Here is a 14,195-nt window from a genome sequence, read left to right as displayed (position 1 = left end):
GATCGCTTTATTTGGCCGGGACCGGCTGATGTTTTTGCTAGCCCGAACCCCATCTCCGCAAAATGCGGCGATGTCGCGCCCAACAGGTGGATATATCCACATATTGGATATGGCATCCTAATTTGAGATAAACAAAACTGTCAATATTGTTATTCTGGGCGCTGATTACGTGGTGCCGTCGAATTAACGATGAAAACACCTAGCGCGGTGAGAGCGAGCGCAAGCCAGCTCCAGAGCGAGATCACCTCGCCGAAAAAAGCCACGGCAAACAGCACTCCAACGGCCATATTCACGTAGCTCAGTTGGCTGATGTAGACGGGTCCACCGACACGCTGGAGGCGGAAGTAGAACGCGTAGCCGATGCCGAGCGTGACGGATTGCAGAGCGATCAACTTCCAGTTCGCAAGAATATGCTGGACCACAGTGCCGTTTGCGCCACTTGGCGAGACGAGTTCCCAAAAGATGAGCAAACAGATCAAAGACTGTGCAGCTGCAGCAAGAGTCCACGTCGCCAATTGCAAGGCGGGCGGGTCGTACGAAGGCCAGTCGACACTGCGATAAACGTTGCCGACGGCGAGAACCGCTGGGCCGATCAGCGCCGCCAGATACCAGAGAATAGAAGATGCAGTTTCCTCATCGCCGTGTCCGCGCGTGATCAGAATGATTGCAGCGCCGGCTATGCCCAATGCCAATCCAAACACGCGGGCAGCGCTCGGCTTCTCGAGGCGCATCATGTAGACGATCGCCAGCGTCGCGATCGGGATGAGCGTTTGCATGATGGCGGGCAACGCCGAGCCCAGATGCTGCATCACAGCTACGATTGCGGTGAACGGCACTGCGATGGTGAGTTGACCGGAGATAAAGGCATATCGCAGTGCTTCGCGATCAGGCCGCAGTGAGTAGCCCTTCAGGCAGTTGAGCAGCGCAAGGACGACTGTGCCTCCCAACGACGCCACCGCAACATAGACGAGCGGCGACAGCCCATGGGACACGGCAATATTGCCCAAGGGAAAGATGGTGCCGACGCCTGCACCGGTTGCGAGTAGCAACAGCAGAGGCTCTGCCCTGCGCCAGAAATTTGAAGCGCTCATGGCGATACTGCGGGATCGATGGGGACGCGCAAAGCGCTTTGGAGCACAGCCTCGCACCACGCGGCCGCCGACAGCAACTCCGCCTCGGCATAAGGCTTTGCAACGAGTTGCAGACCAACCGGCAATCCGGTGCTTGTGCGGCCACAAGGGATTGAGATCGCCGGGCATCCGCACACGCTGATGGCATACCCCAGCACCATCCAGTCGAGATACGTATTGAGCTTGTGGCCCTCGATCTCCTCGACGTAGCGCTGCTCGACCGGGAACGGCTCGACGGGCGCGGTCGGCGTTATGAGGATGCCGTGCTTATCGAGGAACGCGATCATGGTGCGCCGCAGCCGCCCGCGTTCCGCCTCCGCGGAGCCAATGTCCGCAGCGGAAAGGCGCAAGCCTTCTTCAATGTTCCAGACGACCTCCGGCTTCAGCTTCTGGCGGTGGGCTTGGAGCGCGTCGCGCCGCAAAGCCGCGAACTGAAAGGCGCGGAGCGTGCGGAACACGCTATCGCTCGAGCGCAGGTCCGGGTCGGCTGCGTCCACGTCGAGCCCGGCCCGGACGAGCTTATCGATCGCGTCCTCGACAACGGCGCGCACGCCGCGATCGACCTCAGCCAGGCCAAGCGTGACGCTGTAGGCGGCCGACTTGGGCGGCGTCGCATGCCGGGCCGCTTCGAGATAGCTTTGCTTGGTCGGGAGAGGACGACAGAGCGGGTCTCGCACATCGAACCGCGCCATGCCATCGAGCGCCAGCGCTGCATCCTCGACCGTGCGGGCCAGCGGGCCCATGACCGAAAGCACCTGCATGGGTAAGCTGCTCGGTCCTTGGGGTATCAGTCCAGGGCTCGGACGCAATCCCACGACATTGCAGAAGGCCGCTGGAAATCGCAGCGAGCAGGCGAAATCCGACCCTTGTGACAGGAACGCCATTCCGGTGGCGACGGCCACGGCGGCTCCACCCGAAGATCCGCCGGCGGAGCGCGTTACATCCCATGGATTGAGAGTACGCCCGAAAACCTCGTTGAAGGTGTTGGCGCCCGCTTCGAACTCCGGCGTGTTCGACTTTGCATAGACGGCCCCACCCGCCGCTTCGATAGCGTCGACAACGTAATCCGAATGGCTCGGGACATAGTCAGCGTATGCGAGCGAGCCATATGTCGTCCGCACGCCGGCAACAGCGGCCGAATCCTTGATGGTCCATGGGAGCCCGAAAAAGCGGCCGCGCTCGGCGGGCGGGCGTTTCTCGAGTTCCTCCAGATAGTGGAAAGCCCGGTCGAGGCATAAAATGGGCAGGGCGTTGACTTGGCCGTCTACGGCCTCGATGCGCTCGGCGATGCTTACGAGCGCCTCCCGCGCAGAGATATCGCCCGCTGCAATCCGCTCAACGACGTTGACTGCCGACCAGCGCCAAATAGGATCACTCATTATGGTTCCCCAATGGAATCAGCCGGTGTCCTCTTGCCGCAATGCATTGTCTGCTTGTGTGTCATGGCGTAAGAGTGGGCATCACGAATGTTTTTTGAGCAGCGATCGGATTCCGAAGTGACGAAATCGCAAAGCGCAGCGGTACGGGGCAACGGTTCCAAGAAAAGAAACGGCGCCGCGCAGACCACGAACAGTGCCCAAGAAGACGCCGCCGACGATCCGTTGCGCGGCATGGCGCGCTCGTTCGCGGTTCTCGATTACCTCGCGACGTCGCCGGGCCGCGTTGTCGACGTTACCCGCAGCCTCAATTTGCCGTGGGCCACCGTGCACCGGACGCTGATCCAGCTCGAGAAGGCGCAGTTTTTGCGCCGCGATCCGGAAAGCAACCGATACGAGATCGGTCCGCGCCTGTGGCACATCGGATCGGCTTACCTTGCCAATCATCGGGCGCTGAAGGCCGCCACGCCCTACCTCGCACGTCTCGAGGACGAGGAAGGGATCGCAACACAGGTGGTGGAGCGGATCGGCCATCAGTCGGTTGCCATCTACTCGCACCAGCGCGCGGAAGAAGACATCAGGAAAGCCGAGTACGGCTACCACTTCCCGCTGCACTGCGGCTCGAAGGGCCTGGTGCTGCTCGCGTATGAAGAACCCGAGTTCATTGAAGAGTATCTTGCACGTGACCTGGAGCGCCTGACGGCGGATACCGTTACGGATCCCAAGCGGCTGCGTGCGATCCTCAAACAGGTCAAAGCCGACGGCAGGTCTCTCACGGTTGGCGACGTGCAGCCGTTCACAGGCTCCATCGCTGCGCCGATCTACGACGCCAACGAGCGTGTCGTGGCGTGCCTCTCGTTCGTGTTCCGCAAGGCCGTCGCGAAAAACACCAAGCGACTGGATGCGCTGACCGATCTTCTCCTCGAGACGACCCATTCGATCAGTCTCGACCTGGGCTGGCGGCCGGGTACGGCCTAGTTTCATTTTCTTCGTTCGCCGTATGAGGTTTGCAGCTCGGTGAATGTTTTCGTCAGCGCTGCGATGACGACGTTGATGAAGGCTTCGCCGGCCTCGGCGCTGGCAACCGAGGGATCGCCGAAGATCGCCGCGTGGCCGACTTGCGGACGCGGACGACGCGCATAGGTGCGTGTCGGATTGGTCGGTGCGACGAGGTCCCAGCCCACGGGGCCGTAATGCGCACCCTCTAGACGATCCATCTTCACGATATCCGGGCGCGTGGCGAGCTGAAACGACGCTTCCATTTCGCAGCCATGCCCCATGCCACCCGGGACCGACTTGCGCATTGCATGAATCTCGGCTGCGGCCGGCTCCCAATAGCTCACGGCGGAGACGACGAAGTCATAGTCTTCATCCAGCTCATCGATCAGGTGGCGCGCGACGGCGTCATTGGCTGTACCGCTCGGGCGATTTCCGTTGAGCAGGATGATGTGCTTGAAACCCTGGCGCACGAGCGCGGCACCGATCTCGAATACCAAAGTCTGATACGTCGGGATCGTGAGCGATATGGTGCCGGGAAACTTCTCGAAGGTTTTTGAAATTCCGTAAGCGACGGGCGGAGCGACAACCGCGTCGATCTTGTCTGCAAGCAAGGCGGCGATGTGGTCCACCTGGTGCGTGTCTGTGTCCAGCGGCATGTGCGGGCCGTGCGCCTCGGTCGCCCCCGTTGGAACGATCACCGATCGTCCGGCCGCGATCGCGTCGGCGGCCTCCATCTGGGTCATGTATGACAAGCGACGTTCCACGAAGCAGCTCTCCCCTATTGCAGCTCTTGGTGCATCAAGCACCGTATTAGCGACTCCGGCTTCCCTTGCGCGCCGTGGTCGAGCGCGGGAGGTGGGAAGCCGGAATCGCTATTAGCTTCCCTGGCGGCTTTGCATTCCGAACATTCGCCGGAGCGATGAGACAAAGACGAGCCAAAGGATCCTGAATGCGTTCACCTGATTGGCGGCCTGCGCGGGTTCAGCAGCAGCCGAAGATGTCGAGGCAGCGGTTTGGGATGCGCTGCACTGCGGCTGAACTTCGGAAAGCTTTGCTTCGACGTTGCGCGCAAACTGACCAATCAAAACGTTCGCCGTTTCGGTGATGACGCCAGTACGGCCGAACTGGGCAATGGGACCTGCGAGCTGCACATCAGCTTCGATGTCGACCCGCGATCCGACGCCCGCCTGCACGACCTTGTAGTCCATGATGAGCTTGGAGCGGCTGCCGCCCTTGCGGTCGAGGCCTTGCCCCTCCACGTGGGCGCTGTGTGTAGCGGCATCATTCACCACACGCGCTGCGCCTTCGAATGAAGCGCCGAACGGGCCAAGCTTGATATTCACCCGTCCGGCATAGTTTCCGTCGCCGCGGTCTTCCGTGAACTGCGCACCCGGCATGCACGTTGCTACCGTCGGAATATCCTGGAACAGTGCCCAGACTTCCGCTGGCGGCCGGTTGACCTCGAACGACTGATTGATCTTCATCCTTCCACCCTCGAGCTGCTCACTGCGCTGCAGGTTTAGCGAACCATCCGGCGTCGGGATCAGACCAACCTTCGGGACGCGTAATCTTGCCTGCCGCCTTCAGCTTATCGAAGTAGGCGCCGCGGTCGAACATTGGCAGATTGCCGCGCGCCTTTGCCAACTCCGCCCGCTTCGCTTTGGTGGCAACCTCATCGGCGGACCACTTGCGGCCGGATTTGATCAGCACGACGCCATAGTCGGCGAGCGCGGATTCCGCTGAAATGTTTGCGCACTGCACGTCGGAAACGACCACGTCGACGGGACGCGCGAGAGGATCGCCCCACCCGCCGCCGCCCGTGGTGACGATGGTGATCGATGCGCCAGCCGGCACGACGACGTTATCGCACATGCCGGGATGTTCGGCCTCCTCGCCCGCCACGCCGGCGACGGTAACCTTATAGTTGGCGCCCGCCTTGCCGCCGTTCACCCCGTAGCATCCCAGCATCGAGCGGTCGGCGTTGGAGATGAGCTTGCAGTCATCGAGCATCTTGATGCGCTTGTCGTAGCCGAGGCCGCCACGATGGAAGCCAGCGCCGCCCGAGTCCTGCTTCAGCCCGAGGCGCTCGACCAGAATGGGATAGCGCGTCTCGGAGAACTCGGCGGGAAGGTTCTTCGAGTTCGGTACGATGTGCACCACGTCGGAACCGTCTGCCCACGGGCGACCAGGACTGCCGCCACCGAGAACTTCACGGAACAGATAGAAGTCGTTCTGCGTCTTGCCGCCGGTGACGCCCCAGATGCGGATCGTCTCGTGATCCGCCGGCATCTTGCCGTCGGTTGCCTTCGACAAGCATGCCGCAAAGACCCCCAGCGTGCGCAGCATGAGGAAGAAGCGCATGCCGGTCGGCTTGCCGAACGTCGGCGTGATCAATGTGCCCTTCTCGGGGAAGACTACATCGATGACGTCGAGCACGCCTTCATTGGAGTCGATCTCCGCTGCCCGCTCTGGCGAGTTGGCAAGGGAGCGCAGCGTCGGCGCCAGCCATTTGCGGAAGTAGCGCCCCTCGACCTCGTCGAGCGACCAGTTGATCGGTCCCTTCGCTTCCGGGTCGGTGCCGGTGAAGTCGAGAATGATCTTCTCGGGCGTCTTCGTCATCTTGATGCGCAGCGCGTGCAGGCGCGGCTCGTCGACGCCGTCGTTCTCGATGTAATCCTCGAAGTTGTAGACGCCGTCCTTGATGCGCGGCAGAATTTCGCGGCGGAATACCTCCGCGGTGTTGAGCAGGATCTGGTCGAACGCTGCTTCGAGCGTATCGACGCCGTAACGCTCCGCGAGCGCTATGACGCGGCGCGACCCGAGCTTGGCAGCGCCGATCTCGGCGTCGAGATCGCCGGCAAGGTGCTCGGACAGGCGCGAGTTGCGCACGATGATCTTGAACGCAGCCTCGTTCAGCTTGCCACGCTCATAGAGCTTGATCGGCGGGATGAGCACGCCTTCCATCCAGCTGTCGGTCGCGTGCACCGGCAAGCTGCCCGGCACCGCGCCGCCGATATCGTCGTGATGACCGAACACCTGGCTGAAGCCGATCAGGCGCTCGCCGAAGAAGATCGGCACGGTGGTGCACAGGTCGGGAACGTGGCCGATGCCGCCGCAGGAGTTGTAAGGGTCGTTCCAGAAGAACACGTCGCCCGGAAAGATGTTGTCCGCGCCGAAATACTCGAACACCGGTTCGACGATCGCCGAATAGGAACGGCCGGTGAGCTTGCGACCTTTCGCATCGAACAGCGCAACGCGATAGTCGTGCTGGTCGCGGATCATCGGCGAGCGGGCGGTGCGTTCGACCGCAGCTTCGATCTCGAGCTCGGCAGCGCGGATCGTGCCGTGAATAACTTCCAGCTCGATCGGGCCGAGCTTTGTTGGTCTATCAAGCATGTCTGCTCTGTCCCCTAGTCCGTGTTCTTTTCTAGAATGAGGTTGCCGTACGCATCGGCGCGAACGGTCCAGCTGGCAGGAACCACCACTGTCGAGCCGTACTCTTCGATAATCGCAGGACCACTCACGCGCTGATCGATCGCGAGCTCAGTGCGCTTGTAGAGCGGGCAATTGACCCAGCCGGAGCTGCGCCAGAAAGCCTGGCGATGGCCGAAGGGCGTGGCTGCGTCCTTCACCGTCATGTCGGCGTTGATCTGAGGACGATGCTGCTCGCCGATTGCCTGCACGCGCAGGTTCACCAGCTCGACATCCTGCTCCCCTTCGTAGTGGAAGCCGAAGGTCTGATCGTGGACGCGGTGGAAGTCCTTGAACATGTGCTCGACAGCGGCAAGCCCAGTGACACCGTCTGGTACATCGACCTGCACCTCATGGCCTTCGCCGAGATAGCGCACATCAGCGACGCGGCGGACCTTGATCTTCTCGGCCGGAATACCTTCAGCGGAGATGTCCCTGACGCCTTCCTGCGCGAGATCCTCCCAGGCGGAGAGAATTTCCTGCTTATCGACCGTCGATTGCTGACGCACGAGCGTGCGGATGTAGTCGCGGCGCACGTCCGAAACGTGCAGACCGAAGGCGCAGAGATTGCCCGGGCTCGGTGGCGACACGATCGTGCGCACGTCGAGCAGGTCGGCAACCTCGGCAGCGAACAGTCCGCCGGCACCCCCGAATGCCACCATGGCATAGGCACCGGGATCGCGGCCTCGGGTGGTCGTCACCTGGCGGATGCCGAACACCTGGTTGACCGCAGCAATCTCGAGTGCGCCCGCGGCCACTTCCTCGGCCGTCATGCCGAACTTAGCGCCGAGCTTGTCGTAAGCTGCGCGCGCCGCAACGGCGTCGAGCTTGATGGCGCCACCGATGAGCGCTGAAGGGAGACGGCCGAGCGTAATCGCGGCGTCCGTGACCGTCGGCTGAGTGCCGCCCCTGCCATAGCAAATGGGTCCTGGATCAGCACCGGCGCTCTTCGGACCGACCTTGAGCTGGCCGTATGCATCTATCCAGGCAATCGAGCCGCCTCCCGATCCGACAGTGACGATGTCGAGCATCGGCGTCTTGACGGGATAGTTCTCGACCATCGAAGCCGACGTGTACATCGGCGCGTAGTCCTCGACGATAGCGACGTCCGTAGATGTGCCGCCGACGTCAATCGTTAGAATGTCCTTGTAGCCAGCAAGGCGCGCCATGTGGATCGAGCCGAGAATGCCCGCGGCCGGCCCCGACAGCAGCATCGTCACCGGCTTTTCGCCGGCCGACGAATGCTTCACCACGCCGCCGTTCGACTGCATGATGAGGAACGGGATATCGCCCGACTGCGAGCGCAGCTTGTCAGCCGCGCTGTTGAGGTAAGTCCGGCAATAGGGCTTAACGAGCACGTCGATCAGGGTGGTCATCGCGCGTTCGTACTCGCGATACTCCGGGAGCACGACGGACGACAGCGAGACGAACACGTCGGGGAAATTTTCCCTGATCAGCTCGCCGATGCGGCGCTCGTGCGCGTCATTCGCGTAGGAGTGCAGCAAGCACACACCGATGCAGCTGACTCCATCCTCGACCAGCTCGCGAACGGCTTGCAGCGTCGCCGCCTCGTCAAGCGCCTCCAGCTCCTGGCCGGAGAAGTTCATGCGGCCGCCGACCTCGCGTACGAGGTGCAACGGCACGAGGCGCGGCGGCTTCACCCAGAAGAACGAGTTGCCGTAGCCGTCGGGAACGGACTGGCGGGCAACCTCGATCATATGACGGAAGCCGCGCGTGACGATCAGCCCGAGGCCTGAGAATTTGTGCTCGAGCACCGCGTTGGTCGCGACCGTCGAGCCATGCAGCAGCATGTTGAGGTCGCGGTCGGATGCACCGACCTCATCGAGCACGCGACGGACGCCATTCAACAAGCCCACGCTTGGATCTGCCGGGGTCGATGGCGTCTTCACCACCGTCATGGCTCCGGTCGCGTCATTGATCGCCACAACGTCAGTGAAAGTGCCGCCGGTATCGATCGCAATACGTAGTCCCATCTGTCCCTCGCGTATCCGTATATTGGATATTGCATTCATATAATGCATGTTGAGGTGGGATAATCAAGTCGCTTTAGCCCCCTCTCGAAGCGGCGCACACGCGCCTTTTCCGAGGTGTCGCGTATCGGCCTCAGTCACGTCCAAGCCGTTGCCTTTCAAGCCTGTTCTGCGCGAACGCGCGCAGACAGCGGACGCTCAAAACAAAAAAAGGGCTGCACGAGGTGCAGCCCTTGCAGTCGGGGGCTCAGGTCAGTCTCAGAAACGCCAGACGGCAAGCGCCTGGAATGCACTCTCGTCTACGTCGGTGCCGAGCTTGTTGCGCCAGTACTGATATTCGGTACCGATGAAGAAGCGGTCTTTGTCACCGCCAAGCGCATAACCGACGTCCCAGCGGAACTGCGGCTGCGCAAGGAACCAATCAAGCTGCTTGCCATAGATGTTGGCGGAGTTGCCGGTGTATTCGGCATGTCCTTCAAAGCTGAAGCGCTGGCCACCGATGGTGAAGGGATAGGCCCAGGCGATATCGGCCTGCCATCCATCGTCCTGAGCGATGTCGCTCTGATCGATGACGCCCGCGATATAGGTGCGCAGGAACATGAACCCGGGAACGTTCCAGTCTGCGTAACCGCCGATCACCCAGGCGAGGTAGCCGGCATCCGCATCGAAATCCATGCTGGCCATGAAGCCGACATCCTTCACCAGCCCCTTGCCGTAGTTGATGCCGAAGATCTTTGCGGAGCTGAAGTTCGCGTAGAACTCGCCGTAGGCGTCCTTGTCGTTGTAGCTGTCGACATCGGCGTCGTTGATGAAGTCGACGAAGAAGAACACGTCGCCGAACTTCCAGCCGCTCGCGTGCTGAAGGGTGACGATCGGGGTCATCGAGTCGCCGCCCGCGAACGGACTCTTCAGGTTGCCGTACTGAAACTGAATTTCCGTGGTGCTCCAGTCCGCAGCATCAGCCTGCGAACCCACACACGCTGCAACTGCCGCCATCGCAACACCGGCAGCACCACTGCGCCACTTACTCATTCCCTGCATCCTCATTCCCAGTCTCTCCCCGGTACACAAGACACCCACAGACGATCCCCTGTTTGTGGACTCGCTATCCACATAGCGGATATGCTCATTCAGCGGGCGTAAGTCCGTCAACTGGCCATCGACATGTTCGATAGGTCGCTGTCTCGCTTCTGCCACAGCGCAAGCTCGGGCTCGTTGGCCGGCAAGAAGCCTTCAGCGAGCGGCGCAGAGAGAGGCTCGCGCGGCGCAACAGAGGGAGCTTTGAGGAATGAGCATGGGGCTGATCGAAGCGCGTTCTTCAGTCGTCGTCATAATCGATCATCAGGCAAAGCTGATGCCGGCGATCCATCGCGCAGACGACGTCATCAGCGGTGCGGTCCTCCTCGCCGATACTGCCAAACTTTTCGCCATCCCCGTGATCGGCACAGAACACAATCCCGAAAAGCTCGGGCAACTGGACTGCCGAATTCGCGGGCATTGTGATGCAGTAGTATCCAAGATGCATTTCGACGCTTGCGCAGACGGACTGCTATCGACGATCGCGATGATTGCTCCTGCGGCGCCGAGGGAGCTGATAATTTGCGGGTGTGAGGCGCACGTCTGTCTGCTGCAGACAGCGCTCTCCTTACTGGCGGCCGGATACCGTCTGCGCGTCGTCGCATCGGCCTGCGGATCGCGCTCGCCAGACGATTTTCATCTCGCCCTGAAGAGGCTCGATGCCTCTGGCGCGTCAATTGTCAACTTAGAAATGGTGCTATTTGAGTGGTTGCGGACGTGTGATCATCCGCACTTCAAACGCGTGCTCGCGCGGATCAAGGCGCGCTCTGTCGACCGACGCGGCGGTGAGGGCCTGCTTGGTCAGCTACGCGATGATGTTGGCTAGCTTCGCTTGGGCGAGCATTTCGGCGAGGACGCCAAACGCGAAGGTGGTCTTGCTCTTTGCGTTTGGTATTGAGCCCACGGGTGCGTGGATGCGCGCGAATTCGTAGGGGTTTACGCCCATTTCTCGCAGTGCATCGAGCCGCGCACGGTGGACGGCGCGATTGCCGAGCACACCTATATAGAAGCAAGGCCGCTGCAGGAGCCGCTGGAGGATTTCCGGCTCGGCGTCATGGTCATGAAAGACCAGCACGGTGGCGCTGGTATAATCCAGCGCCTCGATCATTGCGGGAAGCTCGCTGGGGGTCTTGCGCGCCTCCAGTCCGAGCTGGTCGAGTTGCGCTCGCGTGGCTTCTTCGCTCGACCAGACCAGGGTTTCAACGCCGGTTGCCCGCGCCAAGGTAGCAATCCCGGTGAGCGCGGGGCCATTGCCGATGAGCGCCAGCCGCAAAGGAGCGGGGTATACGCGCGTGAATGCGTCACCCAACCTGCCGCTGGCCGGCAAAGGCTCATCATCAAGCTCCTGCGCGATGCTCACACCGCTGGAAAGCTCTGTCGTCACGGAAAATGACTGGCGCCCGGCACGCATCAGGAGCATCGCGTCCAAGACGTGGGCATCGAGCGCCTGGTCGAAGTACAAGTCGAGGCCGCTGCCGCACGGCAGCCGAATGTCGAGGTAGGGTGATCCCTCCCCGTAGCGGACCAAGCGGTTCTCGGCCCGGGTGATCACGTCCCGGGCCTCCAGCGCCACGGCCTGCTCAAGACAGCCACCAGAAAGATAGCCCACGTAGGATCCATCCTCAGCAACGGCCATCTGCGCTCCGGGCTGCCGGGGCGCTCCTCCGACCACGCCGACCAAAGTCACCAGTGCCACCCGCATCCCGCTGCTTCGCCAGAAGCGCAGCATCGGCAGGACATCGTCCTGATCGATCAGATTGAGATGAGGCACCACTTGCTTAGGACTGATCGACATACGTTCCGCCCGGCCCTCAAGTTGATATTATATCCATATATGGGATACCGTTGACTGCAAAGGCCATCATTCGGCTGCTCCGCTTTTTGCTTGCGCGAGCGCTTCGTGCGCGGAGCGGGAAGCTCGCCGTGCAGCAATCGTTGCCTCGGTGCAGCAAGGGCGCGCCGCTGCATTGCGTAGTTGATCCAAATCACCGCGCGATGGTGCGGAATCAGGCGTTGCTGCACGCTGGGATTATTCTGAGGGGAACACGCAAATGGCCGTCAAACTGCCGCTCAGCACTGCTGCAGCCGCCTCGCTTTGCTTTATGATCGCAGCGCCTGCGCTAGCCGATGAAACCGGGCTCGCAGCCATCCACACGATGCGGCGCGAGGGTGCGCAGCTCTGCTTCCTCGACCATTTCCACTATGGCAGCAGCGGCGGACAGGCGAGTGAGCGCGCGGCGAAGGCAGTGGCGATCAGGTCGTGGTCCGGGTTCGTCGATCTGGAGTACGGCAGCGATTGGGCTCGCTATGCGCGTGCGCATTCCAAGTCTCTGAAGTGCGAGAAGTCGACGAGCGGCTGGGGCTGCTTTGTCGAAGCGCGGCCGTGCAGGTGAAGCGCCTCTAGCGTTGGCGGCGGGAAGGCGTGAGGCCGTCCCGCCGATGCGTTTAACGCGATCGCTGGAGTCGGATCATCTGCCCGCCGTAGCCGGCATCATAGCACGTTGTGCGTCCCGTCGCAGAACGGGGGATCGCCGCTCTCCTTGCAGCCGCAAAGCATCACCGTCTCGGTTCGCTCAGCGACGAACATCATGGGCTCGATACCGGTGCCTGCGTGGGCGCCGTCGCAGAAGGGTTGGGTGCTGCTGCGTCCACAGCGGCACCAGCGATATGTCTGCCCCGCTTCGACCTCGACCTGATACGGACTGAGCTGAGCTGCGATCACTTCCGTCGTCATGGCATTCTCCGTTCGCTCGAGCAGCCTTACCTCAACTCACGCAGACGGAACTGCAGCCCGCCTTTGGGGATCAGCGTCACGCTTGCGGCAACGGGCGGAGGCACGCTGCCGAGGTACTCGGGCTCGAAGCGGCGCAGCAGCTGCGTCAATGCGAGCATCACTTCGATTTGCGAGAGCTGGCCGCCGAGGCAGAAGCGCTTGCCGGCGCCGAAGGGAATGTAGCTGTACTTGACGCGCTTCTTGGCGTTGGCGGGATCGAAGCGCTCGGGCCGGAACTCCTCGGGATCGTCCCAGTATTTGGGATCGTGGTGCGCCACGTAAGGGCAAAGGACGATGCGGTCGCCAGCGCGGATCTTCTGTCCGGCGATTTCGTCGTCGGCGACCGCAGTGCGGATGAGCGCCCAGGCCGGCGGATAAAGACGTAGCGCCTCCAGCATCACCGAGCGCGTATATGTGAGGCGTTCGACATCGGCGGCGGTCGGCTCGCGGTCTCCGTACACTTCCCATCCCTCGCGCCGGATGCGTGCCGCGACATCGGGACGGCGCGACAGGAGGTAGAAGGTCCAGGCGAGCGTGAGCGCGGTGGTCTCAGTGCCGGCCCAGAGGTACTGTTTGATCTCGTCCAGAACCTGCTGATGGTCCCACGCGGGTTTTTCAGCGTCGTCCTCGGCGTCGAGCATCATCTTCAGCAATGTCTTCTCGCGGCCCTGCCACGGTTCCGCCGAGATGACCGCTTCCGGCAGCGTGAGCCAAGCGCTGATCGCGCGCGCGGGGGCCTCGTCCTCGGCGACGTCGGCGATGCCGTTTGCGACCTTTTTCATGCGGATGGAGCGATGGTTGGAGGTATCGGTGTACGCCTTTACGGCACCAAAGACGACCTGAGGATTGAACGGCACCTCGCGATCGAACAGGGCGCGGCAGATCATGTCGGCCGCGAGGCTCCACGTTTGCTCGAGCATCTCGAAGGCGGTACCCCGGCTGGCGAGCCGTGACCAAGCTTCTGCCTTGTTGCGCAGAGACACCATCAGGTACGGGATGTAATCGGCGTAGACCGTGGGATGGAAGTGCGCCTGCTGTGGCTGGCGAACCTTCTGCCAAAGCGCGCCATCGACGGTGATCATCGCCTTGCCGAAGATCGGCTTCAGGCCGTCAAAATACTTCTGGTAGTTATCGACGTTGTCGACGAGTACGCGGCGGAAGTGATCCACCTCGCTCAAGATGAAGATGCGCTCTGAGCGAAACGAAACGGGTATGCATCCGCCATGGCGCGCGGCGAGCCGCGTGAGAATGCCCATCGGGTCGTCGGTGTTTGTGAACGGAGAGATCTTGAACCAAATGCTCTGCTCGTCCCCCAGCGTTTGGGCATAGGCGGCTGCTTCGCTCGTCATGAGAGCCTCTTTTGAAGTTGATTTGGCTC

The 14,195-nt window shown here is 61.8% G+C and carries 13 protein-coding genes; 3 read left to right on the top strand and 10 right to left on the bottom strand.

Going from position 1 to position 14,195, the window contains the following annotated elements; genetic code table 11:
• Positions 1–149 precede the first annotated feature (149 nt).
• Together ACP15D_RS19805 and ACP15D_RS19800 are read right to left on the bottom strand one after the other, a co-directional pair.
• Positions 150–1,091 (bottom strand): DMT family transporter, encoded by a 942-nt coding sequence (locus tag ACP15D_RS19805; protein WP_424959120.1) that lies wholly within the window; start codon positions 1,089–1,091, stop codon positions 150–152.
• The gene (locus tag ACP15D_RS19800) at positions 1,088–2,509 is read right to left on the bottom strand and encodes an amidase (RefSeq protein ID WP_424959119.1); all 1,422 of its coding nucleotides are present in this window, start codon (positions 2,507–2,509) and stop codon (positions 1,088–1,090) included. The genes ACP15D_RS19805 and ACP15D_RS19800 overlap by 4 nt, the downstream gene beginning before the upstream one ends.
• A gap of 117 nt (positions 2,510–2,626) precedes the next feature.
• On the opposite strand from ACP15D_RS19800, the gene ACP15D_RS19795 reads away from it, so the two are divergent.
• Entirely contained in the window at positions 2,627–3,484 is an 858-nt protein-coding gene (locus ACP15D_RS19795) for an IclR family transcriptional regulator (RefSeq protein ID WP_424959118.1), read from the top strand.
• Positions 3,485–3,486: 2 nt separating this feature from the next.
• Here the strand turns inward: ACP15D_RS19795 and ACP15D_RS19790 are convergent, their stop codons facing one another.
• From ACP15D_RS19790 to ACP15D_RS19770, 5 genes are all read right to left on the bottom strand, one after another.
• Positions 3,487–4,269 carry a creatininase family protein gene (locus ACP15D_RS19790; RefSeq protein WP_424959117.1) on the bottom strand — a complete coding sequence of 261 codons (783 nt, stop codon included), beginning with the start codon at positions 4,267–4,269 and terminating at the stop codon, positions 3,487–3,489.
• Between the two features lie 111 nt (positions 4,270–4,380).
• A complete protein-coding gene (locus ACP15D_RS19785; protein WP_424959116.1) occupies positions 4,381–4,989 on the bottom strand; it encodes an SRPBCC family protein in 609 nt (202 codons plus the stop codon).
• A gap of 19 nt (positions 4,990–5,008) precedes the next feature.
• A complete protein-coding gene (locus ACP15D_RS19780) occupies positions 5,009–6,901 on the bottom strand; it encodes a hydantoinase B/oxoprolinase family protein (RefSeq protein WP_424959115.1) in 1,893 nt (630 codons plus the stop codon).
• Positions 6,902–6,915: 14 nt separating this feature from the next.
• Positions 6,916–8,970: a hydantoinase/oxoprolinase family protein gene (locus ACP15D_RS19775; RefSeq protein WP_424959114.1), complete on the bottom strand. Its 2,055-nt coding sequence runs from the start codon at positions 8,968–8,970 to the stop codon at positions 6,916–6,918.
• Between the two features lie 255 nt (positions 8,971–9,225).
• Complete coding sequence (locus ACP15D_RS19770; RefSeq protein ID WP_424959113.1) at positions 9,226–9,999, bottom strand: hypothetical protein; 774 nt, start codon at positions 9,997–9,999, stop codon at positions 9,226–9,228.
• Positions 10,000–10,255: 256 nt separating this feature from the next.
• Here ACP15D_RS19770 and ACP15D_RS19765 point away from each other — a divergent pair, with 256 nt between their 5' ends.
• Entirely contained in the window at positions 10,256–10,870 is a 615-nt protein-coding gene (locus ACP15D_RS19765; RefSeq protein WP_424959112.1) for an isochorismatase family protein, read from the top strand.
• On the opposite strand, the gene ACP15D_RS19760 is transcribed toward ACP15D_RS19765, so the two are convergent.
• Positions 10,850–11,839: an XdhC family protein gene (locus ACP15D_RS19760; protein WP_424959111.1), complete on the bottom strand. Its 990-nt coding sequence runs from the start codon at positions 11,837–11,839 to the stop codon at positions 10,850–10,852. The two genes, ACP15D_RS19765 and ACP15D_RS19760, sit on opposite strands and share 21 nt — an antisense overlap.
• 256 nt (positions 11,840–12,095) lie before the next feature.
• Here ACP15D_RS19760 and ACP15D_RS19755 point away from each other — a divergent pair, with 256 nt between their 5' ends.
• Entirely contained in the window at positions 12,096–12,437 is a 342-nt protein-coding gene (locus tag ACP15D_RS19755; RefSeq protein WP_424959110.1) for a hypothetical protein, read from the top strand.
• A 98-nt stretch (positions 12,438–12,535) separates the two neighbouring features.
• On the opposite strand, the gene ACP15D_RS19750 is transcribed toward ACP15D_RS19755, so the two are convergent.
• Together ACP15D_RS19750 and ACP15D_RS19745 are read right to left on the bottom strand one after the other, a co-directional pair.
• Positions 12,536–12,778: a CDGSH iron-sulfur domain-containing protein gene (locus ACP15D_RS19750; protein WP_424959109.1), complete on the bottom strand. Its 243-nt coding sequence runs from the start codon at positions 12,776–12,778 to the stop codon at positions 12,536–12,538.
• 26 nt (positions 12,779–12,804) lie between these two features.
• On the bottom strand, positions 12,805–14,166 hold the full coding sequence (locus ACP15D_RS19745) for a cytochrome P450 (RefSeq protein ID WP_424959108.1): 1,362 nt from the start codon (positions 14,164–14,166) through the stop codon (positions 12,805–12,807).
• Positions 14,167–14,195 lie beyond the last annotated feature (29 nt).

The sequence above is a fragment of the Hyphomicrobium sp. 1Nfss2.1 genome (genome assembly GCF_965243865.1).
Taxonomy (GTDB): domain Bacteria; phylum Pseudomonadota; class Alphaproteobacteria; order Rhizobiales; family Hyphomicrobiaceae; genus Hyphomicrobium_A.
The sequence above is the reverse complement of the archived record's forward strand: the minus strand, read 5'-3'. Positions and strand labels throughout refer to the sequence as shown.

Bases quoted from the DNA above. Each gene is read 5' to 3' on its own strand.
- ACP15D_RS19805 (WP_424959120.1), bottom strand. From the start codon at position 1,091: ATGAGCGCTTCAAATTTCTGGCGCAGGGCAGAGCCTCTGCTGTTGCTA.
- ACP15D_RS19800 (WP_424959119.1), bottom strand. From the start codon at position 2,509: ATGAGTGATCCTATTTGGCGCTGGTCGGCAGTCAACGTCGTTGAGCGG.
- ACP15D_RS19785 (WP_424959116.1), bottom strand. From the start codon at position 4,989: ATGAAGATCAATCAGTCGTTCGAGGTCAACCGGCCGCCAGCGGAAGTC.
- ACP15D_RS19780 (WP_424959115.1), bottom strand. From the start codon at position 6,901: ATGCTTGATAGACCAACAAAGCTCGGCCCGATCGAGCTGGAAGTTATT.
- ACP15D_RS19775 (WP_424959114.1), bottom strand. From the start codon at position 8,970: ATGGGACTACGTATTGCGATCGATACCGGCGGCACTTTCACTGACGTT.
- ACP15D_RS19770 (WP_424959113.1), bottom strand. From the start codon at position 9,999: ATGAGTAAGTGGCGCAGTGGTGCTGCCGGTGTTGCGATGGCGGCAGTT.
- ACP15D_RS19765 (WP_424959112.1), top strand. From the start codon at position 10,256: ATGAGCATGGGGCTGATCGAAGCGCGTTCTTCAGTCGTCGTCATAATC.
- ACP15D_RS19760 (WP_424959111.1), bottom strand. From the start codon at position 11,839: ATGTCGATCAGTCCTAAGCAAGTGGTGCCTCATCTCAATCTGATCGAT.
- ACP15D_RS19755 (WP_424959110.1), top strand. From the start codon at position 12,096: ATGGCCGTCAAACTGCCGCTCAGCACTGCTGCAGCCGCCTCGCTTTGC.
- ACP15D_RS19750 (WP_424959109.1), bottom strand. From the start codon at position 12,778: ATGACGACGGAAGTGATCGCAGCTCAGCTCAGTCCGTATCAGGTCGAG.
- ACP15D_RS19745 (WP_424959108.1), bottom strand. From the start codon at position 14,166: ATGACGAGCGAAGCAGCCGCCTATGCCCAAACGCTGGGGGACGAGCAG.